Raw genomic sequence first — 16799 nt, 5'->3', positions numbered from 1 at the left:
GAGATGTGGTAACGGCATCTCGGAGCATGCGTCTGTTCCCTCTTGACGCGTCTCGGCCCGAGGCATCGTCAAAGGAATTTTGCAGGCCCCATCGTTCTACGCGATGCCCTCCGACCGAATCACGCCACGGGATGGCACCGAATGGGTGAAGCATCCGTCGCGCCGCTGCCCGAACGGTCCTTGGCGATGCACCTGACCGGCCGGCTCCCGATTACTCCCTGCTGCGTTGCAGTGTTCTTCGAACGGAGAGTTGTGCGGACTCGGCTCTGATCAACGGCACGTGCCCTCATGTTCTGCTGAACTGTGTGGCACTTGACCATCTTCCGGAACGGTTCGGGCCTGTCCGGCCCCGTTTGCCCTGGTGGCTGTCGGTGAACTGCCGTGACCGGCCGGACAGCGAGGGGCGTGGGCCGTGGGGGCCGGCGATCCCTGCCGGGTTCGGCGCCCCGAGGGCTGCGACACGCCGGAGCGAACTGGTCCATACCTCGTCACCCGGTGGGCGGGCCCGGACGCGAGGGCCGCGGCGCGGTATCGGACCCCAGCGAAAGGCACACCGGTCGTGGAACGTCCCCCAGGTGAAGCCGTTCAGGAGGGACGGAGGGACGGTGTCCCGGACCGCAGGACAGCTCGGTGGTGGAGATCTCTGTGGATCGGTTCGCTCCCCGTTCTCCCCATCGCTCTGCTGGCGGCCGCGGCCTGGTTCGGCCGTTGGGTGCGTCCATCCGGTGATGACTGGTGCTTTCTGCCCGTCGTGCGTGACGGAGGGCTGTCCGCGATCGTCGGGAAGTTCTACTACCTGGACAACGGGCGCGTCATGAACGCTGTGCTGGTCTGGTGCTATGCGCGGTTCGGTGTCGCCGGGCAACAATGGTTCGGCCTGATCAGCGGTGTGCTGATGCTCGGGCTCCTCTGGGCCGCAGTCGCCGGCGCTCTGCCCAGGGCAGGGATGACGGTGCCACGAGGGGTCCCCCTCCTGCTGGCATCGATGGTGACGGCGATGTTCCTGTTCGGGTCCCCCAACACCTACAAGACGTTCTACTGGCCGGCCGCGTCCGTCTCGCACACCCTGCCACCCGTGTTCGCCTGCGCAGCGGCCCTTCCTCTCCTGCGGGCCGCATCACGACAGGGCAGAGGTTTCGCCCTGCTCACGGTCTTCGTGGCGGGGTTCCTACTGGGCACGCTGTCGGAGGAGACCTGTGTCGTCGGTGTGGTTGTACTGAGCTGTTTGCTGCTGATCAGCGGCCGGATCTTCCCGCAGGAACGACGTACCTTCTTCCGCGGCTGGTGCGCCGCCGGGATCACTGGAATCGTCATCGGAAGCCTGATCCTCCTCAGTTCTCCGGGCTCACGACATCGGCGTGAACGTCACGATGCGGCGTCGATGCTCACTCCCGAATCGCTCCTCGCTTCGCTGCGCGGTTTCGCGCACATCGCGGCCATCCTTCTCACGACATGGCAGTACCTGGGGGCCTTCGTGGCCGGACTGCTCCTGGGTCTGCTGACCCGGCAGCACGAAGGCCGCCTTCCCCCGATGAGATGCGGGACGCTGCTCGCCGGGACCGGCGTCTGCGCCCTCCTCGTATCCGGCTACCTGTGCACGGTCATCGCCTATCCGGTCTTCGGGCCGAGCGTCATGACATCCACACGACTCTGGAACGACTATCTGCTGCTCTACATCCTGCTGCTTGTCCTCGTGGGCACACGCCTCGGCCGCGCGTGGAGAGAGAGCGGGCGCCCCACCGGGCTGCCGAAGGCCGCCGCCGCGTCCGTGTACGCCCTCGTCTGCCTCGCGCTTGCGGTTTCTCTGGTGCACCTCGACGCCGACATGGCGGTACGCGCTCGGAAATGGGACCACCAAGATCACTGGTTGCGCAGCCAGGCCGCGACCGGCGCGAAGGTACTCCCCTACACCCGACTGCCCATCAGCAAAATGACCGAACCGTTCGGTGACGATGGGCGCAAGCCGTGGCCCGCGTCATGCGTGGCCCACTACTACCGTCTGGAACGCGTGGTTCTGGCGACAGGACTCCCCTGAGCACAGGCACGTGCAGACTCAGTCGATCACTCGCCGCGACCGGACCAGCCCGGCGCGGGCTCCGAACTCGTCGAAGGCCCGGCGCAGCCTCTTCCCACTCGCTGCGGGCCACACGACGGCACACCAATAAGCCGCCGCCCGGGGGCGATCCGAAGACGGACGGCACACAACGACCTGAGGCACTGCTCAACCCGCGGTCATTCCGACGAACCCCTTCACTCACCGGATATTCGGTCATCCCGGCGAGTCGGTCGTTTTGCGCAGTCCGCCTACCGGTACCCCTATGAGTTGTGCGCTTCGGCGAAACCCAGGGGGCCTCGCCGAAGCTGTCACACTCGCTACCACCATCCGCCCAGGACCACCCCGAGCATGGACCTGATGCGGGCCAAAGGACGAGAAGGACGGAACGGTCGAATGGAGTGGACGAAGGACATCGATAAAACACGCTCGGCACACCGGCTCATTCCCGCTACGGTGCTGGTGATGTGCGCAATTCTGGGATCATCGTGCTCTTCGAATGATTCTCCTCTCGCAAACAGGGCCGCGGGCCCCACGTCGCACCGGACGTCGAAGGCGGCACAAGAACCTCACGGATGCCAACGCACCATGATCGGTGTGGCACATCCCGACGACGACCTCTACTTTGTCGACCCGGAGATCAGGAAGACCATCCGTGCGGGATGCGCGGTCACCACCGTCTATCTCACCGCGGGCGATGACGGGAAGAGCCCACAGGCAGCCCGGGACTACGTCGCAAGAAGAGAGAACGGGCTGCGCGCGGCCTATGCGGAGCTTGCCGGGGCCCCAGATCGCTGGACCGAGGACAGCACACGGGTCAACGGACGCAGCATCAGATCCTTCAGCCTCGGCAGCGGTTCCCCATCACCCGTCAAACTGCTCTTCCTGGGACTGCACGACGGACTCCCCCACGGACAGGGGAGTGAGAGCATGCTCAAACTGTTCCTGGCGACCCGCAAACGGATTCAGCTGTTCCAAAGCATGGAAAGCTACACCGAGGACCAGCTCCTGCAAACCCTGTCCGACCTCGCCCGGCAGGAAAGAGCGCAACGCATTCTCACGCTGGACTACGACAACGCTTCCTTCGCCTTCGGTCTCCGCGGCAAGGTCGACCACAGCGACCACGGCATCGGTGCCAGATACTTCAGAAAAGCCGGATATCTCTCCGGCATCCCCGTCGCGTCCTACCTCGGATACACCATGTCGTCACTTGAACCCAACCTGCCCCCTGAACAAGTGGCCGAAAAGGAAGCGTCCGTCAGGCGCTACATCGCACATGCCGATTGCCATTCCAAGATTAGCTGCGCCATGGCTGACACCTATAGGGGGCCGCTCCAACTCGACGATTCGGACTGGGTTCACCGTCAGTACCAGCAAGAGCACCGGAACCCACGCCTCGGCGAAATCATGGGAGACATCGGAAGAACGACCGAGTTCAGCAGCAGGGATCCGGAACAGTGCCTCGAAGCGGTGAGCACGCAACCGAAGTACGGCGCAGTCCGGATCAACACCTGCAATGGAACCAGCGCACAGAAATGGGAAATCCGAGACGCCGGAACGATCAGAACACGACTCTACAGAGGATATTGCCTCACCAAACTGACCAGCGGCGCCGGCCTGGCACCGTGTAACGCATCACGTCCAGAACAGAAATGGGCACAGAAACCCTGGAATAGCACCACCTGGAAGCGCACGGCATGGCGAATCGTGGGAGAGAAAGGCATGTGCCTCTACCAGGACGACCGCTCGCTCCCCCCTTACTGGAATTCAATGAAGGCGCAGCACCCCCGACTCGGTCTCGTCAGCTGCAACAAACGGCCTGAGCCGGAGCTCTATTGGCGATGGACAGCAGGAACGGCTCACAATGGCCCAAACATTGCATAGCTTGATCACGAACCTCGATCTTTCGCAAGATGTCCGTCAGCTTGTTGACGGACATCTCGCGTTTGCTGGGTCGGGAGTTGGGGTGTGGAGGCAGGTTCTCGAGTCAGGTGGGCACTGGGTTCCGTCCCTCCGGTCGGGGCAGCCCTTACGAGTTGGTGCGTGATAGCGAGTGAGGGTATCCCTGTTGGCCTCGATTCTTCCGAGGGCTGACGGCGGCGGCCTGAGCGGCTTGGTTGCCCGGTATGTCCCGCGCCGTGTCAGGACTGGCCGTCACCTGTCGCTGCGGGTGCGCCGGCTTCCACGGGGGCCGGGGTCCTGCCGGTCTGCTCCTTCCTGGTCCTCGTCGGGTGGTGGCCGGCCGTCAGGTGAGGGCCGGAAGCTGGGTGGCCCGTTGCCACGCGGTGGTGAACGTCGGCACCCATGACCAGGCGCGGTCGAGGTGGAGGGTGCGTCTGCGGGCGTGGGTGGTGAGGCGGGCGGGCAGGTGGTAGAGCTTCCTGCGGATCGTCTCGGGCTCGGCTCTGGCGAGTTCGGGTTCGTCGTGCAGGAGGAGGAGCCGGGTCCATGCGTCGAGGTCGGCGGCGATCGTGGCGGCCAGGACCCACGCGGCGTTGATCTGCCAGGACTTCGAGGGCAGCAGTCCGAGCCCGACCCGTTTGATCGCTTTCACGCGGTCCTCGACCTCGGCGTGGTCGCGGTAGAGGGCGTCGACGAACCACACCTGCCCGGAGCCGGGGACACCGGACAGCCCGCGGTGGGCGGGGATGTTCGTGGCGACGATCTGGTAGCGCCAACTGGTGGCCTGCTCGAAGGCGGTCAGCTTCTTCAGATCCCGCCGTGAGGGCTTGACCCGGCGCACGATCAGCCGCATCCCCTCGGGCCAGCCGGTGAGATCGCGCACCCCGGTGAGCTCGGCGACCTGGTAGGAGACCATGCTGCCGTCGGGGCCTTTGATCTCGTGGATCTCGCCGTCCTGCCGCAGCGCGGCCGTCCACACCTCCTCGGGCAGCAGCGCGATCGCCGCCTCGTCGGCGGTGTGGATCGCCCAGCCGGTCACCCACCGCACCCTCCTGCGGCTCGTGGTCAGGTGCTGGAGATGGTCCAGGACGTCGTGGCTGAAGGCCGCGCCGTCGATCCTGATCAGCAGCTTCGGCCACAGTGGCAGCGCAAGCTGCCGCAACGCGGCGGCCAGAACCGTCTTGTGGTCGGCGACGTCATTGGCGGCCGCGTTCCCGGGCCGCAGCAGCATCGCCACGCACTCACGGGTGTTGGCCACCCAGGCACCGAGCGGATGATGCCCCCAGGTGCCCTTGAACGTCCCCGCCGCCCCTTCCTTACTGCTGGTACAGGTCACGACGGTGGCGTCCAGGTCGAGAACGTACCAGCCGGTGAGTTCCCGGCCGCACACCGATATCCAGGGGAAACCGGCAGGTCGCAGAGCCAGCCAGGTCCACACGACCCGTCGTGTCACGGCGCGGACCCGCTCGATACGCGCCGCCACCGGGCCGTCGACTGCCTCCAGGACCCGTCGCAGGGTGCTGTCCGAGACCGGCTTCGGGAACAACGTCCGCCAGTGGTGTTGGAGTTGCTCGGCTTCCAGAACGCTCGTGACACCGAGCGCGATCGCGCAGGCGAGCTGGACCAGCGCCATACCCCGGTCCCGCCACCCCGGCCCGGCGCCCTGCGGCAACACCGCGCTCAGTGCGGCGGTCAGGCCGACCCGGTCGGCGACACGGCGTAGCAGCACGATCCCCGCGTGCCCGACCAGGTTCTTGTCGTCGGCCCGCACCACGAGCCGACTGTCCCAACTGGTAGCTTTCACCCGGAGGGTGCCTCTCCCGAACGATGCTCTTGATCTAGACAGTCCAGATCATCGCAGGTGAGAGGCACCCTTCTGTTGTCGTGGCGTCAGTTCGCATTCTCGGCTGAATACACGAGGTTGATCTTCACCCATGTGGGTGGCGCGTTTGGTTACTCCATTCGAGTGACACCTGCCGGGAGTGGGCCACCGGCGACGCAGGGACGGATGGCCGGTGCCGCAACCCGCCGGAGAGGCCTTGAGGGCCGTGCTCGCATTCACGTATGCAGGTATCACCAGTACGACAATCCTTAGAGCCGGCGCCAGCAGATGAGGCTGCAGGCGAGGGAGACGAAGGCGTCGTGGAGTTCGGTGCGGCGTTCCCAGCGGACGGCGAGTCGTTTGAACTGGTGGAGCAGAGCGAAGGTCTGCTCGACGACGTAGCGGAGCTTGCCCATGTCTTTGATGTTCGGGCAGCCCTTGCGGGAGATGACGGGCAGGATCCGGCGTTTGCGCAGCTCATCGCGGTTCGGGTTCGAGTCTTAGCCCTTGTCGCCGAGCAGGGCTGCTGGGCGTCGGCGGGGCCGGCCGGGCCTGCCCGCGACGGGCGGGATGCCGTCGACCAGGGCGAGGGTCTGGGTGACGTCGTTGACGTTCGCTGCAGTGGTGATGACCTTGAGTGGAGTGCCGCGTCCGTCGCAGATCAGGTGGTGTTTGCTGCCCGTCTTCCGCCGGTCGACCGGCGACGGACCGGTGTCGGCGCCCCCTTTTTCGCGCGGATGTGGGAGCCATCCACACAGGCCCGGGACCAGTCGAGCTGGCCGGCTGCATTGAGCTCGGCGAGCAGGATGCGGTGGAGCTGGTCGAAGACGCCGGCCTTCTGCCACCGCTCCAGTCGCCTCCAGCACGTCTGTCCGGAGCCGAACCCCAGCTCCAGCGGGAGCAGTTGCCAGGCGAGGTCGTTGCAGAGCACGTACAGGATCCCCTGCAGGCACAGCCGGTCCGGAACCGGCCGCGGCCCCGGTGACCGCTCCGGCCAAGGCGGCAGCAACGGCTCGATCAGCAACCACAAGTCGTCGTCCACGATCCACCGGCGAGTACTCACACACTCCCGAACGGTCGAATCGTCACACCGGTCACGGCCGACCAGGCCACTTCAGCAAGATCCTGTTACGAGCTCTAAGGGACGGGGAGGTGCTGGTCAGCCTGAGTGCGGGAGGCTTTCGAGCCGTTGCAGGGTGTCGGTGATCAGGTGGGTCCAGGGCAAGCACGCCGCAAGGCGGAGGACGCGGCGACGGCCGGTGGTCACGAGTTGGTCGGCGACGGAGAGCAGTTGCAGCCACAGGCGCCCTGGTTTCCCGCTCCGAATCGCCCCCGCGGCCACCGAAGGTCGGCCCCTTTCCGCCGAAGCGAATCAAGCTCACGGTACCCGTCGATGAAGGAGGCAAGGGCAAGGATGTGCCATGATTCGATCCTTTCAAAGGATCGAGTCCCTACCGAACCCGGAACGGTTCAACTCAACTGACCCGGGAAATCAGGCAGAGGCAGACGCAGGGCACAACACAACATCCCCTACGCTGCACTGCAGCGGTCACCAACGGGCGGCCGGAACAGAAAGGCGGCATCATGACCTCCGCAACGAGCACCCCGGGCAGCGTCGAAGCCACAACAGCTCTCCTGCAGGCGGAACTTCCGCGTCTGGAAGAGCGCAAGCAGGCCCTGGAGAAGGAGCTCGTCACAGTCACCGAGCGCCTGGATTCGGTGCGCACTGCCCTGACCGCTCTGCAGGCGCTGTCCGCCGCACCCCCCTTGCCGGCACCCGCTGTGGTTGACGGGGAATCCGACACCCGGCCTGCTTCGTCGGCCGGCAGCGATGCGGACGCCGCATCGGAATCGAAGGCCACACCGGAGGGTCACCACGAACCCGGCCCCTCCGCCGTAAGTGAAGACACACCGGAAGCAGTAGCCATCCCCAGCCCTCGCAAGGCCCGCAGGACTGCTGCTGCCAAGGGCAGTAAGGCAGCTCCCAAGGCTCCTGCACAGCAGAAGAAGGAACGCCCGTCCAAAAAGGCCACTCCTGCCAAGTCCGAGAAGGCACAGACCGCCCGGAATGCAGCACCTGTGGAGGCCAAGGACGGGGGCCGTCTCATCGAGCAGGTCATGCAAGTGGTGTCCGCGGCCGGCGGCACGCCCCTCCGGGCGCGCGACGTCACCAAGGCCCTGGGACGCGAGCTCACAGCCGGCAGCATCAACACCGTGCGCAGCACACTCGACCGGCTCGTTGCCACATCCAGGGCTCATCGTGCCGGACGCGGCCTCTACCAGGCCCCTGCCAAGTAACGCTTCCCGCACGTGAGCACTGTCGTGGTACGTGGACGGCAGCGCGCCGGCGCTGCCGTCCACCATCGAGAAGCCGGTGCCTGCTACAGCCGTGAGTGAGCGGAGGTAAAGCTGGGACGATCTGCCGGTCGGAGCGATCCGGCTGATTGAGGCAACGACGCGCATTCACCGCCTCGCTCCTGGACCAGGGCAGTATCGAACGCGCATGGCCCCACCCTGCTGTCCCGACTGCCTGCGTTGACCAAGCTCAGAGGCCCGGCCCCGCCCGCGGATGCGACCCCAGAGCCGCAGCAAGCCCTGAACTCCTCCTGACCGCGAGCCGCAGCAGACGCGCGCCAGAAGGCGGTGGCCGGCAGGTTGCTGTACAGCACCGGCGTACAGCAACTGCATGGCTGCTGCCGCCCCCAGGGCAAGAACACTGCCGCTGACCTCGATTGCGACTTCAACTCCGATCTGAAGTGGCCCCGCCTGCGACCTGCCACTCGGGCCCGGTCGGCGCATCTGTGTACTGCACCGGATACCCGGACAGTTGGCCGCTGTCCGCCAAGCCGGCCAGGGCCCCGCCGCGGCCATGACGGCTTCTCAGATCAGGAGACCCCCAGGCGGTCCGGTCTGGCCAAGGTCCGCAACTGCGGGCGTTTTCTTCGCAGATGGCCTGGCCCTCAGCCGGCAGATCCTGCGCCGACATGGCCCTGTCGCCGACAGGCGCGAGATGTTCACCACCGGGGATGACTGTGAGCTCCTCTCAGACAAGCCGTGTCCATCGAGCAAGCCATGGGTTCCAGTCGGCAACGGCCCTTCCGCCGTCCTGTCGCCAGTTCTGACGCTGAAGCAGCCTGTGGCGTGCCCGCAGCAGCACGGCACGGGTGCGGTGAGCAGCAGCGCGGCGCTCGGGACGGCCGAACCAGAGGGCGGGGAGGACGACACTGGCTGCCGGCTATTCCGCGGCCCGCTTGCGGGCGCGGGCGATGCGGACGCGAGGGGTCCGCAGGCGACGGCGCTCGGCTTCGCCGCGACGCCCCCGGAGCCGGAGCCGAATAACCCTAAAGGTGATGAAATATGTCACAGAAGACAACGTTCAACGTTCAACTTATTTGGGAGTAGCGTCGCTCCTGCCCCACCACCCTGGGGCACCCGCCAGGGCCCCCATCCATGGGGCTCCGGCACGGAACAAGGAGAAAGATCATGAATCGCACCTTTGGACGTCGCGCCGCCGCCACGGCCGTCGCTCTCGCCGCCGTGGTCGGCACCCTGCTGACCACGGCCGGCGCCGCCTCGGCAGCTCCGAACCCCGCGGCCGGCCATGCCGCGCCGACCTCCTCCCACGCCCCGGCCGCCATGCAGTACGGCGACCACCACGGAGACCGAGACGGCCACCGCGACGGCTGGAGCGGCCGAAACGGAAACGGCCACCGCTGGAGCGACCGAAACGACCACCACGGCGACCGACGCTGGGACGGTCACCGCCGCTGGGAGCGCGAGGGCCGGTACTGGTACAGCAACGACCACGGTCACCGCTACCGCTTCGACAACCACCGCTTCTACCAGTGGGAGCGCGGCACATGGGTCGTCGTGATCGGCAACGCGCACGGCTTCGACTACAGCATCTTCCGCTGACCTCACGGACCACGGCAAGCGCCGGACCCGGGCACCGATCCTGGCGCCCGGGCCCGGCGCCCCCCGGCCCCCACACGTCGAACCATGACCAGTTGCGTAGAACACATGCTCCACATGGAGCTCGCGTCCCCTCTGGGTGAGCGGATCCTCGTGCCGACCCACCTGCTCTACAGATCGCAGGACCCGCTCGCCGTGCAGCTCCTCTTCCAGGACAGCCTCCAGGGCCCGATCCCGTGGGTCTTCGCACGCGACCTTCTCGCCGCAGGGACTCGGGCCCTCAGCGGGGAGGGCGACGTGCGGGTCTGGCCTGCCGAAACCGGCCCCGAGGCGCTCCTGCACCTCCTCCTGTCCTCCCCCCACGGGTCCGCCCACCTCACAGCCCCACTCGGTGCGGTCGAGCGATGGCTGCGCCGCACATACGAGCTCGTGCCCGCCGGCAGGGAAGCCGAGGCACTGGACCTCGAATCCCACCTCGCCCAATTCCTGGACGGAGCGCCCTGAACCGTCACGGGATCCCCGGAGGCCCGCTTTCAACCCACGCCTGACCGCCTCGCCCGTCCGACGCCGACCGTGACGGGCCGGCGCGACGGCAGCGAAGACGGCGTACCCACGGGGCGCCACAGGTGACCGTGGCCGACGTCACGAGGTCAAAACGGACAAACGATGCCATCATCGATGTCGTGCAAGATTCAACCATTCAGCTGGAGCGCACGCCGGTGGCAATGACAGAGCCGATGCGTCGCCTCACCGGCCGGCTCCGTACCAAACGGGCCGACCACGTGGTGCACGGCGCCAAAACCCTCATCGCAGCACTGCTCACCTGGGGCATCGTGGCCCCTTGGTCACCCGAGGGCCGGCCCTACATGGCGGTCGCCACGGCTCTGCTCATGGTCAACGCGTCCACGGTCTACCAGTCCGTGACCAAGGCGACACAAAGTGTGGTAGCGAGGGTTGCCGGGCTGATCCTCGCCCTCGCGACGGCCCGGCTGCTGGGACCGACCGCAGGTGCCGTAGCAGTCATCGCGGTCATCGCGGTCCTGGCGGGCCCCCGCCGCACCGCTGACGACCGTCTCCAGATCGCCTCCACCGCAGTCATCGCACTGGCCGCCACCGCAACCGATCCCATGGGCAGTCTCGTATCCCCCGCGCTCCAAACGCTCACCGGCGCGGCCGTGGGCATCGCGGTGAACGCTCTCATCCTGCCTCCGCTCTACCTGAACGAGTCCGATTCCGCCGTACGCGACCTCGCCCGCTCCATGGGCACGCTGCTGCACGACATGGGTACCGGCCTCTCCCGGCGACAGCTCACCTCGAAGGCCCACAACTGGCTGCACCAGGCGCGCAACCTGGACAAACGCCTCACTCGTGCAGAGGAACAGGTGCGGCAGGCCGACGAGAGCCTGCGGTGGAACACGCGCTGCGTCGCGCACACGCGACGCAAGGAGACGACCTTCAACGACACGTTCATGGCCTTGCGCGGCGTGTCGATCCAGGTACGCGGAATCGCACGGACCCTGGCCGACAACGCGCACGACAACCACGCCGATCACCACCTGGGGCACCAGTTCCTCGACCGATACGCCGAAACCCTCCAGCTGGCGGGGGCGGCCGTCCAGGCATTCGTCGAATCCGACCCGGCGACCGGCTCACCGGACACATCTCCCCGTGAACGCCTGCGCGGAGCAATCGACGGCGCGCTGGCCTGGCACGACACCATGACCGACATGATCGGCCGGGGCACCCTCACCGAGCCGGGTGCCTGGCATGTCTACGGCTCACTCATGACAGACGTGGAAAGGCTGCTGGCCGACCTGGACCGCGCGGACACTCACTGACCGGGCACTTTCACCCGGCCCACGCGGCTTTTGCCCTCGTCCGAGCTTTCAGTTCGGGACCGAAGCAGCACGTGGTCGTCCACTGGAGTCGTAGGGAAACAAGCCGTCGCTTCCGGTCGCAGTCACATGGCGACTCCGAAGGAGTGTGCGGCCAACAGGACTCACACTCGGTGGTTTTGTGCTGCTGCGGTTCCTGAGCGGGCGGCAGCGCGGGCAACCGGGGCACGGCGGCGTACAAACCGTTACGTGTGCCGCTGGGGTGAGCGAGTACGGCCGGGCGGGGGACGCAACCTCGCCGAGGAACCGATCCGTCGGGGTCATCCGTCCCGGCGGTCACGGCCGGTCGGCTGCCGCAGGGGAACGACTGCAGCCTCCAGGCCGAGCCAAGACCCTGGAGGGCCGGCAGCACCCGAACCGCAACAACCGGTTCCGGTCCATCAACGAGCAGCTCAAGCGGCACCAAGGCGACGGCGGGTCGGTCGTCAGCATTGGCGCGAAGAAGAAGCTGCTCTGCCGGCTGCCCAACCTCGGGGCGGCCGGCGACCGATGGGGGCTCCCGGAAGTATTCCGAGGCAACGATTTTTCGGGGCATGGCGTACCTCACTCCGCAAATAGTTCATCGTTCAACCAACTCCGAGTACTGTCGTCAGTGCCTGATCAAAGGCAAGCCCTCCCGGCCTGTTGTGCAGGTCACGGGGTAAGCAAGGAGGAAACATCATGGCTTTCAGGATTGCGCGGCGCGCTGCTCTCGCGGCCGCTTCTGTGACGGTCGCAGCGGCCGGACTCCTCGCGACGGGTGGCCCCGCCTCGGCAACGGCCCTCCCGACCGACGGCCGGGCAGCCGTCGTATCCCACCCTGTGCGGCTCGTCGACACTCATGACGAGGTTCGGCACGGCAGCTGGGTCGAGGGCCGGGACAGCTACGACGACGGCCGTGGACGCTGGGTCAGTGACCAGATCGAATGGATGCGGAGCCACGACGGGGTCAGCCACCGGCCGAGCGACGACGACAGCCGTCGACGCTGGGTCAGTGACCAGATCGAATGGATGCGGGACCACCATGGAGCTCACCACTGGGTCTCGGAGCACGAGGGGCGTTCACACCGCTGACGGCCACCGTTGGCTCCTGTGGAACACCACGGCTGCAGACTTCGATCAAACGTGGCAATAGGCGCCGCCGATGGCCGGGATGGCCGACATCTCTTGGACGCCACAAGCCACGGCCTGGCACGGTGGGTTCCATGGGATCTGCCCCCGACGGCGAGGATGATCCTGTACACGTGAGGAGCGAGTCTTGTCATCTGCCGAACTGACCGACGTGGAACACCAGCACCTGGAGCGGGCCGTACAGCTGGCGGCCGAGGCACTGCAGGCCGGGGACGAGCCGTTCGGCTCCGTCCTGGTGAGTGCCGATGGCCAGATTCTCGCCGAAGACCGCAACCGCGTGCACAGTCTCGGCGACAGCACCCGGCATCCGGAGTTCGAACTGGCCCGCTGGGCCGCCGTGCACCTCCCGGCGCGCCAGCGGGCCGCGGCCACCGTCTTCACCTCCGGCGAGCACTGCCCCATGTGCTCGGCCGCACACGGCTGGGCCGGCCTCGGCCGCATCGTCTATGCGCACTCCGCGGCCCAGTTGACGCAGTGGCTGACCGAGCTCGGCGTACCGTCATCACCGGTGCGTTCCCTGGCGGTCCAGGACGTAGTGCCCGGGATCGTGGTCCAGGGCCCTGTTCCTGCTCTCGCCGGCCGTCTGCAGGAGATGCACCGCACCTTCCACCTGCCGAACAGCCCTGAGGGAACTCTCCGGACGATCATGTGACTGCGCTGCGGTTGGGTCGCGGATGTGGCCAGGCAGCGTGGTGATGTGGCGCCGCCTCGAAAACCCTGCTACCGCCGAACGTTGAGATCCTCCCCGGCGGATAACCGCAGGCCGGGGAGGATCTCAATCCTCCGTCACGTTTTCGCGGCCCTGCAAGAGGGCTGCGGTCACGTCCCGGGGGTGAAGCTCGACGTGAAGGTCCAGGTGCCCGATCCCACCTGGTAGATCTGCACTCCGTCCCGGTGGCCGGCCGGCCGGGCGCCGTCGGGGGCGGTGACCTGGCCCGAGGTGGACGGAACCTCGACGGTGGCCGTGGTGCCGGCCGGAACGCGCACGGTGAGGGAGAGCCTGTCCTCGTCGCGCTGCCACTGGCTGGCCGCCTCGCCGTACGGCGTGGTGTAGGTGGCGCGTGCCGAGGTCAGGTCACCGACGACGGCCGGGGCGATCCGCAGCACGCGGTAACCGACCGATCCCGGTGCCTGGTCGAGGCCCGCCAGGCGGGTGGTGAACCAGGAGTCGATGGCGCCGAGCATGAAGTGGTTCTGCGACTGGCCCGAGCCGCCGTCCCAGGACTCGCCGAGCGCGGTGTTGCCCGCCAGGACCTGGTAGCCGTAGCTGGGGCTGGTGGTCTGCGTGGCGATCCGGTGGACGATGTCGTCCCGGCCCGCACCGGACAGGACACGGAACGCGGCAGGCAGGGATATCTCACCGAGCAGCAGATGGTAGTCGGCTGCCTCGACGGACGCCGTGAAGTGGTCCAGGAGACGGTCGCGTTCGCCCTCCGGGTAGGCGCCCATGTCCAGGGCGAGGGCCTCCGCGCCCTGGCCGCCGCCGGCGAAGGTGCCGCCCTGCTGGTCGTAGTACTTGTCCGACAGGGCCTTGGCGCTCGCGTCGGCCTTGGCGCGGTAGGTGGCCGCGTCCTCGTCCTCTCCCAACACCTTCGCCATGTCGGCCAGGGTGTCGACGATGTGCCAGTAGCCGTACGTTCCCGACACCGCCTTGGGGAAGGTTTTGTCCGGGGTGAACCAGTCGCCGAGGGAGTAGTCGAGGATGCCGCCCGAGACCTTCTGCTCCAGGAACGTCACGTACTTCTTCATGTGGGGGTAGTACGCGCGCATCGTCTCCTGGTCGCCGTAAGTGGTGTACAGCTGCCAGGGCACGAGAACGAACGCGCCGCCCCAGTTGGCGTCGTTGCGGTATGTGCCCGCCAGTGTGACGTAGTCGGGGACGGTGGAGGGGATCAGGCCCTCACTGGTCTGCGCGTCGGCCATGTCCCGCACGATCTTGCGGAGGTAGGCGCGCATGTCGTAATTGGCGGCGAGGGTGGGGAAGACCAGCTGGTCCTGCTCCAGCCAGCCGAGCTTCTCACGGCTGGGACAGTCGGTGAGGATGCTCATCATGTTGCCCTCGACGGAGCGCCGGATGAGCGAGTGGATGCCGTTGATCAGGTCGTCGGAGCTGGAGAAGGAGCCGGCGGAGTCGTTGTCGGCCCGCAGCACCTTGCCGTTCACCGAGACGGCGGCATCCTTGGGCAGGCCCTTGATCTCGATGTAACGGAAACCGTGGTAGCTGAATTTGGGGTGCCAGGTCTCGGACTGCTTGTCGTTGCCGGTGGTGTAGCTGTCCCACAGCGGGCCGCCGACGTTGCTGATGGACTGGTAGGCGTGCCCGCCCTTGAGGCTCTCGGCCGGGTAGGCGCGGATGGTGGTGCCTTCGGGGGCGGAGACGGTGATCTCCGGCCAGCCGGCGATATTACGGCCGAGGTCGAAGATCCGGCTGCCTTCGGCGGCCCCGTCGACCTCCTTGCCGCTGAGTGTCTCGACGACCCGGACGGGTTCCGTCTCACGAGCACTCAGGGCGGCCGGGGCCGAGTCGGCGCCGAGGGTGACGGCCCGGTCCCAGTGGGAACGGTCGCCCCGGGGCTCGTTCCAGCCACGGATCTCGCGCCGGGCGTCGTAGTCCTCGCCGCCGTACCAGTTGGAGGAGGTGGTGGCGCCGAGGGTAGTGCGCCAGTCGTCGCCGGTGGCGATGCGGCGCACGGTGCCGTCGGCGAGGGTCACCTCCAGCTGGGCGATCAGCTTGGGGTCGCTCCGGTTGCCGTACAGCTTGCGGTACCGGTCGGCGGTGCTGAGCTGGTTGGAGATGCCGTTGCCCAGCTCGACCGCCAGCGTGTTGTCGCCGCTGCGCAGCCGGTTCGTCACGTCGTAGGTGGCGTACTGGACTCGGTCGGCGAAGTCGGTGTTGGCGGGTTCCAGGACGGCGTCGCCTACCGGTGCGCCGTTGACACTGGCGTCGTACACGCCGAGTCCGGCGATGTAGAGGCGGGCCGACCGGATGTTCCTCGGGAGGGTGAAGTCCTTCGCGAACAGCGGCAGTGCGGAGGGCAGGTAGGGCTTGGGCGGCTTCTGGCCGGTGACCTGTGCCGCCCGGGTGTACGAGCTGCCGGGCTCGTCGGAGGTGGACAGCGTGTAGTCGACGGGGAAGCCGGGCACCTGCCCGTCGTCGGTGAGGACGTCGGCCCTCGGGTACAGCACGACCTGGTCGAAGGTCTTGGTCACCTTCAGATCGAGGGTGACGGTGACGGGAGCGTCGGAGACGTCGGAGCCGGTGTGCGGCAGGCTGGAGTAGCCGGCTGCCTGGTTCCAGGCGCTGTTGGTGACGGCGTCGGTGGCGAGTTTGGGCTCCCACACTTTGCGTTCGGTGTCCGACTCGGAGGCGGTGACCGTGGCACCCTGGGCGAGGTCGGTGCCGGGGTCGTCGCTGTCGCGCACCTCGATCTCGGCGAGCTGGAGCCGGTGGGCGAGGACGGGGAAGTCGTCGGCGAGGGGCAGGCCCAGCTCGGTGACGTCGAGACGGACGTACCGGGCGGTGGTCCGGGGCACCTTGACGGTGACCGGTTCGACGGTGTGCTTGCTCAGCTGCCAGTCGTCATGGGTGATCCAGTCCGCGGACCAGTCGGAGGCGCGGGTCAGGCCGGTCTCGAAGACGACGGGGCTGCTCCAGTTGCCGGGGCGTGAGCCGCCGCGGGACCAGAGCTGGACCCTCCAGTAGACGCGGGCCCGGGAGCCGGGCGCGCGGCCGGCGTAGGTGGCCTGCGGGACGGACGACTCGACCTTGCCGGAGTCCCACAGGTCGGGCCGTGCCGACATCAGCCGGTCGCGGGTGGTGGCGGCCTGGATGCGGTAGGCGGTCTGGGCCGTGTCGCGGCCGCTGGAGATGAGCCGCCAGCTCAGGTCGGGGGTGGTGTCGTCGATGCCGAGGGCGTTGCTGAGGTGCTGGGTGCGCAGCTGCTCGGCGGTGACCGTGCCCTGCAGCGGGGAGGCCGCGGCGGGCGGGGCGAAGGGCGCCGTGGTGACCAGGGCGGTCAGCGCGGAGGCGAGCACGAGGGATCGTCTTGACGTGCGGGGTGTGCGAGATGTGCGAGACATGCGGAACTCCACGGGTACGTCGGAA

General features: G+C 67.3%; 11 protein-coding genes and 1 pseudogene. 9 read left to right on the top strand and 3 right to left on the bottom strand.

All coding sequences use genetic code 11. The features are described 5' to 3' along the window. The first annotated feature begins 751 nt into the window (after positions 1–751). Together ACFU8W_RS21230 and ACFU8W_RS21225 are read left to right on the top strand one after the other, a co-directional pair. Entirely contained in the window at positions 752–2035 is a 1284-nt protein-coding gene (locus ACFU8W_RS21230) for a DUF6056 family protein (RefSeq protein ID WP_384039346.1), read from the top strand. Between the two features lie 606 nt (positions 2036–2641). Beyond that, positions 2642–3937, top strand: coding sequence for a PIG-L family deacetylase (locus tag ACFU8W_RS21225; protein WP_384039343.1), 1296 nt, complete (start codon positions 2642–2644; stop codon positions 3935–3937). A gap of 361 nt (positions 3938–4298) precedes the next feature. Here ACFU8W_RS21225 and ACFU8W_RS21220 read toward each other — a convergent pair whose 3' ends face one another. Together ACFU8W_RS21220 and ACFU8W_RS21215 are read right to left on the bottom strand one after the other, a co-directional pair. Then, positions 4299–5759 carry an IS1380 family transposase gene (locus ACFU8W_RS21220; RefSeq protein ID WP_384039340.1) on the bottom strand — a complete coding sequence of 487 codons (1461 nt, stop codon included), beginning with the start codon at positions 5757–5759 and terminating at the stop codon, positions 4299–4301. A gap of 287 nt (positions 5760–6046) precedes the next feature. Continuing rightward, positions 6047–6822: pseudogene (locus ACFU8W_RS21215) on the bottom strand (IS5 family transposase). 539 nt (positions 6823–7361) lie between these two features. Between ACFU8W_RS21215 and ACFU8W_RS21210 the strand changes: the two are divergent. The 7 genes from ACFU8W_RS21210 to ACFU8W_RS21180 all read left to right on the top strand — a co-directional run bounded on the left by ACFU8W_RS21210 (position 7362) and on the right by ACFU8W_RS21180 (position 13346). After that, positions 7362–8075, top strand: a complete 714-nt coding sequence (locus ACFU8W_RS21210) for a hypothetical protein (RefSeq protein ID WP_384039337.1) — start codon at positions 7362–7364, stop codon at positions 8073–8075. 1185 nt (positions 8076–9260) lie between these two features. Next, positions 9261–9692 carry a hypothetical protein gene (locus ACFU8W_RS21205; protein ID WP_384039334.1) on the top strand — a complete coding sequence of 144 codons (432 nt, stop codon included), beginning with the start codon at positions 9261–9263 and terminating at the stop codon, positions 9690–9692. Positions 9693–9776: 84 nt separating this feature from the next. Continuing rightward, positions 9777–10193, top strand: coding sequence for an SsgA family sporulation/cell division regulator (locus tag ACFU8W_RS21200; protein ID WP_384039331.1), 417 nt, complete (start codon positions 9777–9779; stop codon positions 10191–10193). Positions 10194–10372: 179 nt separating this feature from the next. Next, a complete protein-coding gene (locus ACFU8W_RS21195; RefSeq protein ID WP_384039328.1) occupies positions 10373–11527 on the top strand; it encodes an aromatic acid exporter family protein in 1155 nt (384 codons plus the stop codon). Positions 11528–11672: 145 nt separating this feature from the next. Beyond that, complete coding sequence (locus ACFU8W_RS21190; RefSeq protein WP_384039325.1) at positions 11673–12293, top strand: hypothetical protein; 621 nt, start codon at positions 11673–11675, stop codon at positions 12291–12293. Further along, entirely contained in the window at positions 12245–12637 is a 393-nt protein-coding gene (locus ACFU8W_RS21185; protein WP_384039322.1) for a hypothetical protein, read from the top strand. The genes ACFU8W_RS21190 and ACFU8W_RS21185 overlap by 49 nt, the downstream gene beginning before the upstream one ends. Before the next feature lie 184 nt (positions 12638–12821). Then, positions 12822–13346, top strand: a complete 525-nt coding sequence (locus tag ACFU8W_RS21180) for a nucleoside deaminase (RefSeq protein WP_384039319.1) — start codon at positions 12822–12824, stop codon at positions 13344–13346. Between the two features lie 167 nt (positions 13347–13513). Here ACFU8W_RS21180 and ACFU8W_RS21175 read toward each other — a convergent pair whose 3' ends face one another. Next, a complete protein-coding gene (locus ACFU8W_RS21175) occupies positions 13514–16774 on the bottom strand; it encodes a family 78 glycoside hydrolase catalytic domain (RefSeq protein WP_384039316.1) in 3261 nt (1086 codons plus the stop codon). Positions 16775–16799 lie beyond the last annotated feature (25 nt).

Origin of the sequence: Streptomyces sp. NPDC057565, assembly GCF_042801455.1 — a bacterium.
Lineage (GTDB): Bacteria > Actinomycetota > Actinomycetes > Streptomycetales > Streptomycetaceae > Streptomyces > Streptomyces yanii.
This window is presented reverse-complemented; position numbering and strand designations above follow the sequence as displayed.